This is a genomic window from Amycolatopsis sp. lyj-23, from assembly GCF_046549135.1.
Classification (GTDB): Bacteria; Actinomycetota; Actinomycetes; order Mycobacteriales; family Pseudonocardiaceae; genus Amycolatopsis.
Genome location: NZ_JAJPWN010000010.1, coordinates 279,098 through 293,369, shown reverse-complemented (window position 1 = coordinate 293,369; position 14,272 = coordinate 279,098). Strand labels below are relative to the sequence as shown.

Below are 14,272 nucleotides of genomic sequence, written 5' to 3'. Positions count from 1 at the left end.
AACGCCGCCACGCCACAGCACACCCCGGACCCACCACCCGACCGGAGTCGTTCTTCACCCATTAAGGCGACCTTGCTCATTTCCCCTCCCCCACCCTCCCCGCCTCCCGCGCCTGCTTCCTGGACCGATGCGGGCAATTACGCCGAACGGACCCGCGTTGTTTCGCGGCGAGTTGAATTCCCTTTCGCGCCGGTTGTGGATACACTTCCGGCGAACGCATTGTGCTGTTCGCGTTCTCGAGCGCACATCCACCGGAGGAGCACCCAAGTGGCCCAGAAAGTCTCGGTCGAGATCCTCGACGACATCGACGGCAGCACCGCCGCCCAGACAGTCCAGTTCAGCCTCGACGGCGTCACCTTCGAAATCGACCTCTCGGACCGGAACGCGTCCGCCCTGCGGCACGAACTGGCCCGCTACATCGGCGCCGGCCGTCGGGTCGGCGGGCGGAAGGTGCGGGTGGCCACCGGGCAGTCCACCACCGCCGCCGATCGGGAGCGGAACCAGCGGATCCGGGCCTGGGCGAACGCGAACGGCTACGAAGTCTCCGAACGAGGACGGCTCTCCTCCGAAGTCGTCGCCGCCTACGAGCGGGTGCACGGCAGTGAGCCGGAATCGTCCGCGCCCGCTTCGCGAAAGCGCAGGAAAGCCGCCGCCTGACTCCCGATTACGGCAGTTCTTGCCGCGCGGACCGCACGAACAGCACCGCCGGAAAGAACACCACCACCGAATCACCGTGGCCGCTCGAGCCCGCCGCCGGAAACGATCGCGCCGGAATAGCAACGCAGCCGACGGCCGGGAACGCTCCCCCCGGCCGATCGGCTCTTGTGGGCCGGACCCCGGACGCCCTACCGTCGGCGGGGTCCGGGTCGTCACGGGAAGAAGCCGGGGAGGAGCCGCGGGGTGCTGGGAACCGTTCTGGCGAGCGCACTCCTGCTGACCGGCGCCGCACCCGCCGTGACCGGTGCAGGCTGGACACCGTCGCCGATCGTGTGGTCCGCCTGCCCCGACGACCCCGACAGCCCCGCGCCGCCGGACGGCGAGTGCGGCACGCTGCGGGTGCCGCTGGACTGGAACTCCCCCACCGGACCCACGATCACGCTCGCCGTGGCCCGGCACCGCGCCACGGATTCCGCGCACCGCCTCGGAGTGCTGCTGGCCGATCTCGGCGGTCCCGGCTCCTCGAATGCGGAATTCGCATTGACGCCGGGTTTCTTCAGCCCGGAGGTCCAGGCCCGGTTCGACGTCGTCGGCTTCGACGTGCGCGGCACCGGCCACAGCGAATTCATCGACTGCCCGGACACGGGCCCGCCGCCCGGCGACGAGCCGGCCGACCGCACCGAGTTCGCCGCGCTGCGGAAGTACAGCGAGCAGGCGATTTCCACCTGCCGCGCCCGCAACCGGCCCGTCTTCGACCACGCGAACACCGCGGCCAACGCCCAGGACATGGACGCGCTGCGCCGCGCGCTCGGCGAGCCGCAGCTCAGCTTCCTCGGCATCTCCTACGGCACGCTGCTCGGCCAGCAGTACGCCGAACAGCACGGCGACCGCGTGCGGGCGATGGTGCTCGACAGCTCCATCGACCACAGCGCCGGCCTCGACCGGTTCCTCGGCGACCGGGCCGCCGCCGCGGACGGGGTGTTCCGCCGGTTCGCCGCGTGGTGCGACCGGACGACGACCTGCGCGCTGCACGGTCAAGACGTCTTCGCCGTCTGGCAGCAGGCCCTCTCGGTGATCGGAGCGCCGGCGCGCAGCGACCTGCGCGACCGGGTGCTGAAGGACATGTACGGCCCGGACTGGGACGACGCCGCCCAGGCGATCGCCGAGGCCGCGGCCGGGAACCCGCCGGTGACCGCGCAGTTCTCCTACAACTACGCCTCGATCCGGCTGGCCGTCGTCTGCCAGGACTTCGACCTCCGGATCCGGGACTTCGCGCAGTACTCCGCGCTGCACGCCGAAGAGCTGCGCCGCGGCCCGATCATGCGCGGCAGCACGCTGGGCCACGGCGAGGCCATGGCGTGCCTGGGCGTCCACGGCCCGCCGGCGAACCCGCCGCACCGGCTGGACATCGCGCGGGCGCCACACCTTCTGATGCTGAACTCCCGGTACGACCCGGCGACCCCGTACGCCTGGGCGCTGTCGATCCACCGCCAGGCGCCGGCGAACACGACGTTGCTGACCTACGAGGGCTCGGGCCACGGGGTCTACCCGCGCAATGCCTGCACGCGCGCGGCCGTCGACCGTTATCTGCTCACACTCGCGCTACCCCCGCAGGACGTCAGCTGCCCGGCCTGAGAACCACCGGTACGCGGAATTCCGCCGCATCGAACAGCCCGCCGCATCCTTTGTGTACATACAGAAACCCGGTCACCAGCGGTAGTTGCGGCGCAGGGCGCGCTTCACGACCTTGCCCGTCGCATTGCGCGGCAGCTCCTCGACGAACACGACGTCCCGTGGCACCGCGAACCGCGCCAGCCGCTCGCGCACGTGGGACCGCACCGTGTCGGCGTCCAGCTGCGCGCCCGGGACGAGCACCAGGTACGCGGCCAGGCGCTGGCCGTACTTCGGGTCGTGCACCCCGACCACCGCCGCTTCGCGGACCTCCGGCAAGGTCAGCAGGACCTCCTCGACCGGGGCCGGGGCCACGTTTTCGCCGCCGGAAACGATCATCTCGTCCTCGCGACCCTGGACGAACAGGAGGCCGTTCGCGTCGACGTACCCGCGGTCGCCGGTGTCCATCAGGCCGTCGCGGACGTCGAGCTGCTCGCCGTCGGTGTACCCGTCGAACAGCAGCCGGTTGCCGACGTAGAGCCGGCCCGTCGCGCCGGGCGGCACCGGAGTGCCCGCGCGGTCGAGGACGCGGATCGCCGTGCCGATCGGTGGCCGGCCGGCCGTGCCGCGGGCCGCGCGGAGGTCGTGCGGTCCGGCGATCGCCGCCCACGACACCTCCGTCGAGCCGTACAGGTTGTAGAGGATGTCGCCGAAAGTGTCCATGAACTCCTCGCCCAGCCGGCCCGGCAGGGTCGCGCCCGAGCTGGCGACCACCCGCAGCGAGGAAACGTCGTAGCGGGCCCGGATGTGCTCCGGCAGGTCGAGCAGCCGCCGCAGCATCGTCGGCACCGCGAACAACGCCGTGCAGCGCTGCCGTTCGACCATCGCCAGCGTCGCTTCCGGGTCGAACCGCCGCGGCAGCACCAGCCCGGCCCGCAGCGCCATGCCGAGCTGGAGCGCGGCCAGGCCCCACGTGTGGAACAGCGGGGCGGCCACCAGGATCGGTTCCCCGGCCCGCAGCGGGATTTCCGACAGCACGGCGGCGGCGTCCGCGACGCTGTTCGGCGTCGGGCGGCGCGCGCCCTTCGGCGGTCCCGACGTGCCCGAGGTCAGCACGACGAGCCGGCCGGGCTTCGCCGGCGGCGCGATCCGGGTGAGCGGCTCGGCCTCGATCTGTTCTTCGATGGTCGGGCCGTTCCAGCCGCCGGGCGGCCACGTCCACAACTGCGGGATCTCCGGCGGCAGCCGCTCGCGCAGGGCGGCGAACTCGGCGTCGGCGAGCACCAGCCGGGACCCGTGCCGGAGGGCGAACTCGGCGGCCTGTCCCAGCGCCAGTCCGGTGTTCATCAGGGCGACGTCCGCGCCCAGCTTGCTGCAGGCGATCATCGCCTCGACCATCGCGTTGTGGTTGCGGCACATCAGGAGTACCCGTGACCCCTCGGTGGTGCCGTGGCGCTGCAGCACCGCGGCCAGCCGCGTGGTGCGGTCGTCGACCTCGCCGAAGGTCCGCTCGGACCGCTCGTCGCACAGCGCGAGGGAGTCCGGCGCGCGCCGGGCCACCGCTTCGTAGCCGCCGGCCAGCGTCGAGCCCCAGCGGCCCACCGACCGCAGCTGCCGCAGCGTCCCGGTGGGCTGGGCCGGGGTGAGGACCCCGGCCCTGACCAGGATCCGCGCGAGTTCGCGCTTCGACGGGCGGGGCGGCAGGGGGTCCGCCGCGGGGACGCCGCCGAGGTGGTCGCTGATCGCCGCGACGGCGTCCAGGATCCGCTGCCGGATCCGCGGGACCGCCGTCGACCGGCCGGCCGGCAGCGTCAGCAGGATGGTGAGCGCGCAGCCGCCGGGGACCGGGCGCAGCACGACCGACATCCGGTGCTGCGGGCCGGACCACGCCAGGTGCTCGTCGCGGCGGTGGACGAAGACCTCGGCCTCGCCTTCGCCGCCGGCGCGGTACCGGTAGCGGGCACCCCGGCCGGTGGCCTCGGAAACCAGCTCGCACGCGGTGATCCCGCGGACGAACCGCGGGTACAGGTGCGGGCTGCCGACGATCGTCCACACCGCGGCGGGGCTGTGCGGCACGGTGGCGGTGATTTCGACGAGGTCCGGTTCCATCAGGACACCCCGGGAGGATTCACCGAAACGGTCGTCATCGCTCGGCTGTCTCCCTGTGCCGGTCCGGGGGTTCGGCCGTCCGGCCGGTACGCCGAGCATCCGTTTGCGCCGGCCGTCGTGTCAACACGCGGCCGCACGATTCGAGGTATTCAACCGTGAAGCGGGCGCAAAAACCAGGGAGCCGCAAACGGCTTCACACGCTCCTCACGCCGACTCGCGGACCACGAGCGTGGTCCGCAGGACCACGCGGCGCGGCCGGCTCGCCGTTCCGTCGATCACCGCCAGGAGCTCGCCCGCCGCCCGGGCGCCCAGCGCCTCCACCGGCTGGCTCACCGTCGTCAGCGGCGGGTCGGTCGTCAGGGACACCGGCGAGTTGTCGAAGCCGACGACCGCGACGTCGTCGGGAACGCGCCGGCCCGCCCGGCGCAGGGCGCGCAGCACGCCCACCGCCATCACGTCGGACGCGGCGAACACCGCGTCCAGGTCCGGCCGCCGGTCGAGCAGCCGGTACATCGCGTGCTCGCCGGAGGCCTGGCCGAAGTCGCCGTGGGCCACCGATCGCGGGTCCACCACCCGGGTCCCGGAGATCGCCGCGGCGTAGCCGGCGAGGCGGTCCTGGCCGGGGGCCATGTCCTTCGGGCCCGCGACGGTGACGATCCGCCGCCGCCCGGTGGCCTGGAGGTGGCGCACGGCCGCCTCGGCGCCGCCGCGGTTGTCCACGTCCACGTAGGTGTGGCGAGCGGGGTCGGGGCCCATCGGCCGCCCGGCGCTGACGACCGGGAAGTCGGCCCGCGACAAGGCCGCCGTGCAGCGCGCGTGCGTGCTCACGAACAGCGCGCCGTCGACGTGCCCGCCGGCGAGGTAGCGGAAGGCGGGCGCCTGCGCCGAAGCCTGCATCATCAGCACCACGAACTGCCGGCCGGCCGCGGTCAGCTCCCGGTCGATGCCCCGCATGATCCGGCCGAAGAACGGGTCGGAGAACAGGCGCAGCCCGTCCTCGCACATCACGACGGCGACCGTGCCCGTCGCGGTGCCGTCGCCGCCCCGGGCCGCGCGCTGCCGGACGTAGCCGAGGGTGCGGACGGCTTGTTCGACCTGACGCCGGGTTTCCGCACGGACCTGCGGAAATCCGTTGAGCACCCGGGATGCCGTCGCCGACGAGACACCGGCGGCGCGGGCCACGTCGGCCAGGGTCGGCCGCGGACCGGGAAGGTCGAGGACAGTCATGGGTCACCTCCGTGGGGACGGCGAGCACCGGTGCGCGGGAGCAGCGCGGTTCCCGAACCGCGGAAACGGCGGGAAACGTCCGGTGTTAACGCTAACATTTCGGCGAAAGAGCAAGCCGGACCACCGAAGGGGTTTCGGCGGTCTTCGCGTCCACCACGGGGCTAGGGAGGGGCGGCCCGATGCGGGCCGGGACACCGGTTCTCGGTCACATTCGCACATCCTCGGGCGATCGTGGTTCGAACGGGTGAGCCGCGGCCGCCACCGCACATCCGGTGATCTTTTGACCGCTGGCTCGGCAGCATTGATGCTGGAACCCGGAGCCCCGATGTGTCAACGGGCTGGGGAAAACTGCCCGAAAAGTCGGAGTCGCCGGCGAACGAACGCCCGGACGCTGCGCGAGCGAATGCGTCGAACGGGGTCGGCGTCCTGCGCCAGGACGACCTGATCGTCGCAGTCCCTGCCGCTGCTGTTCACCCTCCGCGAGGAGCCGCCCTTCGCTGACGCGCAGGTGACCGTCTGCAGTGGACAGCCGGGCGGCCGGCTGAAACTTCCAGCCGTCCTCTGGGCCGGGTGGGCGGCGTCGGCGATCGGCCGAACCGCTTCGCACCGGAAGCCCGGTGCCCGCCCGCCATCGCGAACCTCCGGCGCACCAGCCAGGACATCATCTGCTACGGCCGGCAGGCGTCGATGAGCCGTGTCCTGGCGAACTTCGACGCGGTCCAGCACCCGTCCGCGCAAAGCCCGGGCCCGGGGCGCCTCTGCGGGTCGGGAACCCGGCGACGGCCGGTGAAGGCTGCTACCGGGCCGCGGCGGCCGGTTCCTCCCGCGGTTCCTTCGCGGCGGCGACGGCGGATCCGGTGAATTCCCAGTCCGGGCGCGGTCCCGAGACCGCCGCGGGGGCCAGTTGCTCGTCGACGATCGCCCCGGCGGTCGCGGCGGACAGGCCGGGGTGCAGCTTCACCAGCAGGTCGACGTGCAGCCGGCGCAGCGCCTGGAACTGCCGGTTGAGCAGCCTCAGCTGCTGCCGCTGCTGGTGGTGCTCGACGAACTGCTCGCCCTGCGCGGTGACGGCGCCTTCCCAGTACTCCACTTCGCGGCGCAGCCGGTCGTGGTCGCGTTGCAGCTGCATGTATTCCCGCAGGACCTGGCTGAGGAGCACCTTCGTCGTCTCGAGATCGGCGCGGACGGCGGCCGGTTCCGGATCGGATGCCGGCGGTTCCCCGGTGGCGGGTTCCGGCTCCGGGGCCAGCATCGCGGCCACGTCGGCGATGATCGTCTCGGTGGTCACGCGCGTGTGCCGGGCCCACGGCGGCAAGTGAACCGGGCCGGTGAAGTCCGGGTCGGGGCGGTCCTTGCCGTCGGCCTTGCCGAACAGGCCCGCGGCGGCCGCGCGGACCGGCGCCAGGTGCTGCGGCGGCACCTGCAGCCGCAGGAACTCCTCGATGCGCGGCCACGGCGGGCGGCGGACGGCCGCCTTGCCCAGCCACTTCGCGGTCGAGTTCGGCAGCTTGTCCGCCGGCCGCCCGGCGGCCCAGTGGTCCGGGTCGCGCGCCGCGGCGAGGGCCAGCCGATGGTGCAGGGTGGCCAGCCGTCCGTGCTCGTCGGCCAGCACGACCAGCAGGAACAGGATCAGCATCCGGTCCGCGACCGCGAGGACGCGGTGGTTGGTGAACGCGTCGGTGTGCGGCAGCTTGCTCAACGCCGACTGGCCTCGCTTGCGGCTCGAGCAGTCCGCTCGCACCAGGGGAAACCCGGCGACCGGGTCGGTCATGACAACTATTCCTCGCACTCCAGGGCCATGCTCCCGGCGAACCGGATCCCCATTTTTCCGGCCCCCTTCGCCCCGGCCGCGATCAAGGGGAGATTCAATTGTGGATCTTCACGCGACCAGCGTCCGCACGAACGGGAGCCGTGACCCGGGGTGGTCGCTCCGCCGGGGAGAGCAACCGTATCCGGTGAATTGAGACAAGGTACTCCCCCGAGGTGACCACCGCACGTAGGCCCCGGCGGAAAAGAACGGAAATCCGTTGCCGATCTTCGGGCGGTCACCTGCCGGTCACTTGCCGGATCCGGGACCGCGCCGGCGGCCCTGCCCGGGCCCGCCGGACTGAAGTGCGAAAACGGCCGGGCGGCTGGAACTCCCCTTGCCCAGGGTGATCCAGTGCCCGGCCCCTCGATTCCCACCCGCTGGACGAGCATCGAGCCGACGTCGGACGACACGGAGATCCACATCCTGCGACGCGGTCCCGAATCTAGGGCGCCGGTGTCCACCTGGCCAGACGCCGTCCGGGGCACCGGACAAGGGCCGGCGGCCACCGTCTGTCACCTTTTTGGCAAGCGCGGGCCTGACCAGGAAAAGCCGGGAGGGCACCGGCGAAACGGAATAATCCGCAAGTGATCCGCATCACCGGGTGCCGCGGTGGGTTTCCGCCGGTTTTCCTGCCGTTACGGTCCGGACAGATCCGGACACCCCGGTGCTTGTGCCGGACCCGATTCTTCGTGTTCGATCAACGGCAACTCAGAACGCCACCGGAATGCACCGAGCCGTCGAACCCGCGTTGCCCCGCGGACGGCCGGCGCCATTGCCGGTGACGGGCTCACCCGCACCGAAGACTTCGAGATTGGGTCGACCATGCCCCCTTGGGTTCCGCACCACCCCGTCCCGGGTGGACCCCGCCGTCGCCGCCGGGCGCCGGCCCCGCTCCAGCCCCCGTTCCCCTTGGCCGCAACGGAGTCCGCGGCCCCGCTCGTGGTCCGGGAGCCGGCGGCCGTGCGCACCATCGCGGGCAACCGGCCGGGGCGGCGCCGGTGACCGCGGTGGCCACGCCCGGCCCGGCGCTGCGGGCCCTGCACGAGGCGATGGCGACGTTCCCGGTCGACAGCCACGTGTTCGCGATCATCTCCACGATGCCGGAAGTGCAGCCCAGCGTGTTGCACGCCGCCTGCGACCCCGCCTCGCCGCGGCTGCTGGCGTGGCCGGTCTACCGCGGCATCGTGCAGGCCTGCGGAGCCGGGGAAGCCGAAGCCAAGGTCGTGTTCGCCCGGTACCTCGCGGCCAAGGCGGAACAGGACCGCGGCGCGCCCGTCCTCGACCCGCCGGCCCGGGGCCGCCTCGACTTCACCCCGGCGGCCACGCCCCCGCCGGACGACCCGCCGACGATCCCGCGCTTGCAGCTGCCGGTCCCGCTGACGCGGCGGGCCCGCCCGGCTCCGGCGGCGCCCCGGCTGCGGCAGATCACCAGCCGGTCGGACTTCGCCCGCTACCTCAAGGCCCTCGTCGACGAGAGCGGGCTGACCTACCGGGCGATCGAGGACCAGACCCGCCGGCTGGACCACCGGGCCGTGTCCTGCCGCAGCACCCTGTCGGAGAACCTGCGCAACAACAAGCCGCCGACGAGCGAAACGGTCGTGACCATCCTGCTGGCCGTGCTGTACGCGGAACTGGCGGGCACCACCGCCGCCGACGAGCAGGTCCGCCGGCGCACGGACGAGACCCTGCAGGTCTGGCGGCAGGTGATGCGGCCCCCGCCGGGCGCGCCGGTGCTCGCCTCCCGCGCCGGCTACGACCCGCTCGTCCACACCGCGCTCGCCACGCTCGCGAGAGCCGAGCAGACCGCCCGCGACCTCGGCAGCCCGGACGCGCCGGGCTTGGCCCACGCCCGGCGGATCCTGCTCGAACTGCTGACGTGACGTGGTCCGGCGACGGGGTGCACAGCTCCGGCCGGACACCGTCCACAGTGGATCCGCCGACGAGCACGCCGCTCCCGGCGGCAGGCCGGGGCGGCAGGGCCCGGACCGGTCCGTCGTGACGCCGATCGGCCCAGCCGAAAGGAGCGTTTGGGCGCGGGGCGCTTCGGGTATCGCCCCGGTGCGGACGTCTTCAGAACCGAGGACGCCAGAGCCCGGAAAGGGTGATGTCGTCATGCCCGACGGGACGCAAGCGCCGCCGTGGTCGTGGGACCTGCGCGGGACCTCGACCCCGGCTCTGGTGCAGGTACGCCGGTGGGCGTCCCGCACGCTGACCGACGTCGACGACGACCACCTGGGTGACGTGCTGATGGTCGTCACCGAGCTGGTCACCAACGCCTACGACCACGGGGAAGGGCCGGTGGAGGTCCGGATGGACTACACGAGGTCACCGTGCCGGGTCCACATCGAAGTCGACGACAGCTGTCTGGACCACCCGGTCGTCGGCGCCCCCGGGCGCACCACCCCCGGCGGCCGGGGCATGTTGATCGTCCAGAAGCTGGCCGTCGACTGGGGCGTGCGGGAACGCCCCGGAACGGGCGGGAAGACGGTGTGGGCCGACGTGGCCTGCGACGGACCCGACGTCGAGCCGGGCGCGTCGGACACCGAAGCCGGGCGAGCTTGAGCGGGTAGCCGCAAGAGTCGCAATACATCACATGTCTTGACGCACAGCAGCCATCGAAACCGGTGAATCACCGGCGCTCGCCTCCTCCGAGCGACTCCCTCGCCGCGATACATCATATGACTGCTAGAGTGAGCGGCTCAGGTGCACCGTCCGAGGAGGGCCATGGCCAGGTCGTTGACCGACGAAGCGATCGACCGGATCCGGGAGTTCGTCCGGTCCGGCCGGTTCCCGGCGGGCGCCAAGCTGCCGCCCGAGCACGAGCTGGCCACGGAGCTGGGGATTTCCCGCAGTCCCACGCGCGAAGCCGTGAAGGCGCTCGCGCTGGCGCGGGTGCTCGAAGTCCGCCGCGGCGACGGTACGTACGTCACCAGCCTCGCGCCGAGCCTGCTCCTGGAGGGCCTCGGCAACGCCGTGGCGCTCATGCAGGGCGGCAGTGTCCTCGAGCTGACCGAGGTGCGCCGGCTGCTGGAGCCCGCGGCCACCGGCCTGGCCGCCACCCGGATCACCGACGCGCAGCTGCGGAACGTCGGCGAGCTGCTCGACGCGATGCACGACGCGGTCGAGGACGTCGAACGCCTCACCGTGCTGGACGCCGCCTTCCACCGGGCCGTCGTCACCGCCACCGGCAACGAGACGCTCACCGCCCTGCTGGACGGGATCTCCTCGCGCACCCTGCGCGCGCGGGTCTGGCGCGGCACCGTCGAACGCGGTGCCACGCACGTGACGCTGTCCCAGCACAAGGCCATCTACGACGCGCTCGCCGACCGCGATCCCGCGGTGGCCACCGCGGCCGCGCTGATGCACGTCGACACGTCCGAACGCTGGCTGCGCGCCCACCTCGCCGAGGTCCGGGAGTTCGACGGCGGAGCCCCGTGACCGGTCACGGCGCCCGGATGCCCGTCACCCATCGGACGTCAACCGGTGCAGCAGTTCGCGCGGCACTTCGCGGTGGAACGCACCGAGGTTCTCCCGCACCTGGTCCGCGCTCGTGACGCCGACCAGGACCGAGGTGACCGCGGGGTGCGCGGCGGCGAACGCGAGCGCGCACGTGGCCAGGTCGTACCCGGCCGAAGCGGCGATCGACCGCAGGCGCTGCGCGCGGGCGAGCAGGTCCGCCGCGGCCGGGGCGTAGTCGAACCAGGCGCCGGGCCGCGGGTCGATCAGCAGGCCGGAGTTGAACACCCCGCCGAGCACCACGTCCACCCCGCGCTCGCCGCAGAGGTCGAGCAGCCGCTCGCCGCTGCGGTCGAGCAGCGTGTAGCGACCGGCGAGCAGGACGACGTCGACGTCGAGCCGTTCGACGAACCGGGCGGGCATCTCCCACTGGTTCATCCCGACACCGATCGCGGAGACCACGCCTTCGTCGCGCAGCCGGCGCAGCTCCGGCCACGCCCGCGTCGCGGCTTCCCCCTCGTGGTCGTCGGGGTCGTGCAGGAAGACGACGTCGACGCGGTCGAGGCCCAGCCGGTCGAGACTGCCCTCGATGCCCCGGCGGACGGCGGCCGCCGAGAAGTCGAAGACGCAACCGCCGTCGACCAGCGTCCGGCCCACCTTCGTCGACACCGCGAAGGAACCCGCGGGCCGCTGGGCCAGCGCGCGGCCGAGCCGGCGCTCGGCGAGCCCGGATCCGTAGTAGGGCGCGGTGTCGAAGTACCGCACCCCGGCGCCGGCCGCCGCGGCGATGACTTCCGCGGCGGCTCCGTCGTCGACCTCGCCGAAGACGTTGCCCAGGCCCGCGGTGCCCAGGCCGAGGTCCGCCATCAGGTCTGCCGCTTGCCGCTGGTGATGCGGGACATCACCAGCGCGATGAGGATGATCGCGCCGTTGAGCGCGCCGATCCACTGGGCGGGCACCCCGGCCAGGGTCAGCACGTTCTGGATCATGTACAGCAGCAGGATGCCGGTGAACGCGCCGAAGAGCGTGCCGCGGCCGCCGTTCAGGCTCACCCCGCCGATCACCGCGGCGGCGAACACCGTGAAGATGTAGCCGTTGCCCTGCGCCGCGGCCACCGAGGCGAGCCGCCCCGACAGCAGCAGCCCGCCGAGCGCGGCCAGGACACTGGCCCCGATGAGCACGAGCCAGACGATCCGGTCGGTGCGGATGCCCGCGGCCTTCGCCGCGTCCTCGTTCCCGCCGATCGCGTACAGGCTGCGGCCGAACCGGGTGTAGCCGAGCAGGACGATCCCGCCGGCGAACAGCAGCACGCAGATCCAGATCGACGCCGGGATCCCGGCCCACAACGTCGTGCCGAGGTAGAGCATCGAATCGGGCAGCCCGAAGAACGTCTGGCCGCCGGAGATGCCGGTCAGCAGGCCGCGCAGCACGATCAGCATGCCGAGGGTGACGACGAAGCCGCTCAGTCCGAACCGGACGATCAGCAGGGCGTTGAGCGCTCCGACCACCACGCCGACGAGCAGGACCACCGGCACGGCGGTCCACGACGGCAGCAGCCCGAGCGAATGGCCGCCGCCGATCGTCAGCCAGGCGGCCACACCCGGCGCGAGGCCGAACGTCGATTCCAGCGAGAGGTCCATCTTGCCGACGACCAGGACCATCGTCTGGGCGAGCACGAGCAGCGCGATCTCCGACATCGTCTGCAGGATGTTGATCACGTTGTCGTACTGGAGGAACACCGGGTTGACCAGCTGGCCGACGACGGCGATCGCGATGATCCCGGGCACCAGCGCGAAGTCGCGCAGGCGCGCCAGCGCGATGCGCCGGGGCGCGGCGGGGGATCCGGTCCGCGGCGGGACGCCCACCGCGGCGGGGCTGTCAGGCATCGAGGTCGACTCCTTCCATGGCGGCCACGACCGCGCGGTCCGGCCAGCCTGCGGGGATTTCGGTGGTGAGCCGGCCGTGGACGACGACCAGCAGCCGGTCGCACACGCGCAGGTCATCGAGTTCGTCCGAGGCGATCAGCACCGCGGTGCCCGCCGCGGCGGCCTCGGCGACCTTGCCCAGGAGGAACTCCTTCGACCGCACGTCGACCCCGGCGGTGGGGGTGATCAGCACGAGCAGCCGCGGATCACCCGCCAAGGCGCGGGCCAGCACGACCTTCTGCTGGTTGCCGCCGGACAGCGCGGACACCGGCAGCTCCGGGCCCGGGGTCTTCACCGCCAGCCGTGTGATCAGCGTCCCGGCGAGCCGGTCACGCCGGCCGGAGCGGACGAAGATGCCGGGGCCGAGCCGGTCCATGACGCTCATCGTGGCGTTGTCCGCAATGGACATCTCCGGCACGAAACCCTGGTGGTGCCGGTCTTCCGGGACGAACCCGACCCCCGCGGCCAGCGCCGACGGGACGTCGCCCGGCCGGGGCCGGGAGTCCCCGACGAACACCGTGCCGGAGGTCGGTTTGCGCAGCCCGGCCAGCGCCTCGGCGAGCTCGGTCTTGCCGCTGCTGCCGGACCCGGCCAGCCCGACGACCTCCCCGGGCGCGATGTCGAACGACACGTCCTCGAAGTGCGGGGCGAGGGTCAGGCCGGCCACGCGGAGCACGGGTTCTTCGCCGTGCCGGGCCGACGACGGCCGTTCCTGCGCCGTGACCGCGTTCTCCCCGGTCATCGCCGCGACGAGGTCGGCCTTCGGCAACTGGGACACCGGCGCGGTGAGGACGTGCCGGGCGTCCCGGTACACCGTCACCGCGTCGCAGATTTCGTACACCTCCTGGAGGTGGTGGCTGATGAACAGGAACGTGACGCCTTGGCGCTGCAGCTCGGCGACGTGCTCGAACAGCCGGGTGATGGCGGCTCCGTCGAGCTGCGCGGTCGGCTCGTCCAGGATGACGAACCGGGCGCCGAACGACAGCGCCCGCGCGATCTCGACGAACTGCCGCTGCTCCACGCTCAGCTCCCGGGCCGGCCGGTGCACGTCGACGGCCACCGACCAGCGTTCGAGCAGCTCGGCGGCCGAGCGCCGCAGCGCGGCCCAGCGGACGAACCCGCCGCGGGTCTCCTGCCGGTTGAGGAACAGGTTTTCCGCCACCGAAAGCTCGGGGATGATCGTCGAGCGCTGGTACACGCACGCCACCCGGGCGCGCCAGGCGTCCCGGTCGGCCAGTGCCGGGACCGGTTCCCCGTTCAGCCGCACGGTTCCGGCGTCCGGCTCGGTCAGTCCGGTGAGGACGGACACCAGGGTCGACTTGCCGGCCCCGTTGCGGCCGACCAGCGCGTGCGTCTGTCCCGGGTGGACGGTCAGGTCGGCGTGGTCCAGCGCGACCGTGGCGCCGTAGCGCTTGACCACGCCGCGCGCCTCGACGACCGGCACGGTGCTCATGTTCGCTTCCTCTCTGAAGCGGGG

Annotated in this window: 11 protein-coding genes; 5 read left to right on the top strand and 6 right to left on the bottom strand. The window is 72.6% G+C overall.

Going from position 1 to position 14,272, the window contains the following annotated elements:
- Window positions 1-267 precede the first annotated feature (267 nt).
- Window positions 268-657 (top strand): histone-like nucleoid-structuring protein Lsr2, encoded by a 390-nt coding sequence (locus tag ACLJPY_RS26185; RefSeq protein ID WP_410592310.1) that lies wholly within the window; start codon window positions 268-270, stop codon window positions 655-657.
- Between the two features lie 243 nt (window positions 658-900).
- Window positions 901-2,292, top strand: coding sequence for an alpha/beta hydrolase (locus tag ACLJPY_RS26180; RefSeq protein ID WP_410592308.1), 1,392 nt, complete (start codon window positions 901-903; stop codon window positions 2,290-2,292).
- A gap of 72 nt (window positions 2,293-2,364) precedes the next feature.
- On the opposite strand, the gene ACLJPY_RS26175 is transcribed toward ACLJPY_RS26180, so the two are convergent.
- The 3 genes from ACLJPY_RS26175 to ACLJPY_RS26165 all read right to left on the bottom strand — a co-directional run bounded on the left by ACLJPY_RS26175 (window position 2,365) and on the right by ACLJPY_RS26165 (window position 7,375).
- On the bottom strand, window positions 2,365-4,377 hold the full coding sequence (locus ACLJPY_RS26175; RefSeq protein ID WP_410592306.1) for an AMP-binding protein: 2,013 nt from the start codon (window positions 4,375-4,377) through the stop codon (window positions 2,365-2,367).
- Between the two features lie 204 nt (window positions 4,378-4,581).
- Window positions 4,582-5,604, bottom strand: a complete 1,023-nt coding sequence (locus tag ACLJPY_RS26170) for a LacI family DNA-binding transcriptional regulator (protein ID WP_410592305.1) — start codon at window positions 5,602-5,604, stop codon at window positions 4,582-4,584.
- Between the two features lie 796 nt (window positions 5,605-6,400).
- Complete coding sequence (locus tag ACLJPY_RS26165; RefSeq protein ID WP_410592304.1) at window positions 6,401-7,375, bottom strand: hypothetical protein; 975 nt, start codon at window positions 7,373-7,375, stop codon at window positions 6,401-6,403.
- A 1,037-nt stretch (window positions 7,376-8,412) separates the two neighbouring features.
- On the opposite strand from ACLJPY_RS26165, the gene ACLJPY_RS26160 reads away from it, so the two are divergent.
- The 3 genes from ACLJPY_RS26160 to ACLJPY_RS26150 all read left to right on the top strand — a co-directional run bounded on the left by ACLJPY_RS26160 (window position 8,413) and on the right by ACLJPY_RS26150 (window position 10,852).
- Complete coding sequence (locus ACLJPY_RS26160; protein WP_410592303.1) at window positions 8,413-9,294, top strand: hypothetical protein; 882 nt, start codon at window positions 8,413-8,415, stop codon at window positions 9,292-9,294.
- Between the two features lie 232 nt (window positions 9,295-9,526).
- Window positions 9,527-9,976, top strand: a complete 450-nt coding sequence (locus ACLJPY_RS26155; RefSeq protein WP_410592301.1) for an ATP-binding protein — start codon at window positions 9,527-9,529, stop codon at window positions 9,974-9,976.
- 162 nt (window positions 9,977-10,138) lie between these two features.
- Window positions 10,139-10,852 (top strand): FadR/GntR family transcriptional regulator, encoded by a 714-nt coding sequence (locus tag ACLJPY_RS26150; protein WP_410592300.1) that lies wholly within the window; start codon window positions 10,139-10,141, stop codon window positions 10,850-10,852.
- A gap of 24 nt (window positions 10,853-10,876) precedes the next feature.
- Here ACLJPY_RS26150 and ACLJPY_RS26145 read toward each other — a convergent pair whose 3' ends face one another.
- Genes ACLJPY_RS26145 through ACLJPY_RS26135 form a run of 3 tightly spaced genes read right to left on the bottom strand, consistent with a single transcriptional unit; the run spans window position 10,877 to window position 14,248 of the window.
- Window positions 10,877-11,737, bottom strand: a complete 861-nt coding sequence (locus ACLJPY_RS26145; protein WP_410592298.1) for an aldo/keto reductase — start codon at window positions 11,735-11,737, stop codon at window positions 10,877-10,879.
- A complete protein-coding gene (locus ACLJPY_RS26140; protein WP_410592297.1) occupies window positions 11,737-12,756 on the bottom strand; it encodes an ABC transporter permease in 1,020 nt (339 codons plus the stop codon). The genes ACLJPY_RS26145 and ACLJPY_RS26140 overlap by 1 nt, the downstream gene beginning before the upstream one ends.
- Window positions 12,749-14,248, bottom strand: a complete 1,500-nt coding sequence (locus ACLJPY_RS26135; RefSeq protein ID WP_410592295.1) for a sugar ABC transporter ATP-binding protein — start codon at window positions 14,246-14,248, stop codon at window positions 12,749-12,751. The genes ACLJPY_RS26140 and ACLJPY_RS26135 overlap by 8 nt, the downstream gene beginning before the upstream one ends.
- Between the last annotated feature and the right edge of the window lie 24 nt (window positions 14,249-14,272).

Coding starts and splice junctions, on each gene's coding strand:
- ACLJPY_RS26140 (WP_410592297.1), bottom strand. CDS start 12,756: ATGCCTGACAGCCCCGCCGCGGTGGGCGTCCCGCCGCGGACCGGATCC.
- ACLJPY_RS26150 (WP_410592300.1), top strand. CDS start 10,139: ATGGCCAGGTCGTTGACCGACGAAGCGATCGACCGGATCCGGGAGTTC.
- ACLJPY_RS26175 (WP_410592306.1), bottom strand. CDS start 4,377: ATGGAACCGGACCTCGTCGAAATCACCGCCACCGTGCCGCACAGCCCC.
- ACLJPY_RS26145 (WP_410592298.1), bottom strand. CDS start 11,737: ATGGCGGACCTCGGCCTGGGCACCGCGGGCCTGGGCAACGTCTTCGGC.
- ACLJPY_RS26170 (WP_410592305.1), bottom strand. CDS start 5,604: ATGACTGTCCTCGACCTTCCCGGTCCGCGGCCGACCCTGGCCGACGTG.
- ACLJPY_RS26135 (WP_410592295.1), bottom strand. CDS start 14,248: ATGAGCACCGTGCCGGTCGTCGAGGCGCGCGGCGTGGTCAAGCGCTAC.
- ACLJPY_RS26165 (WP_410592304.1), bottom strand. CDS start 7,375: ATGACCGACCCGGTCGCCGGGTTTCCCCTGGTGCGAGCGGACTGCTCG.
- ACLJPY_RS26155 (WP_410592301.1), top strand. CDS start 9,527: ATGCCCGACGGGACGCAAGCGCCGCCGTGGTCGTGGGACCTGCGCGGG.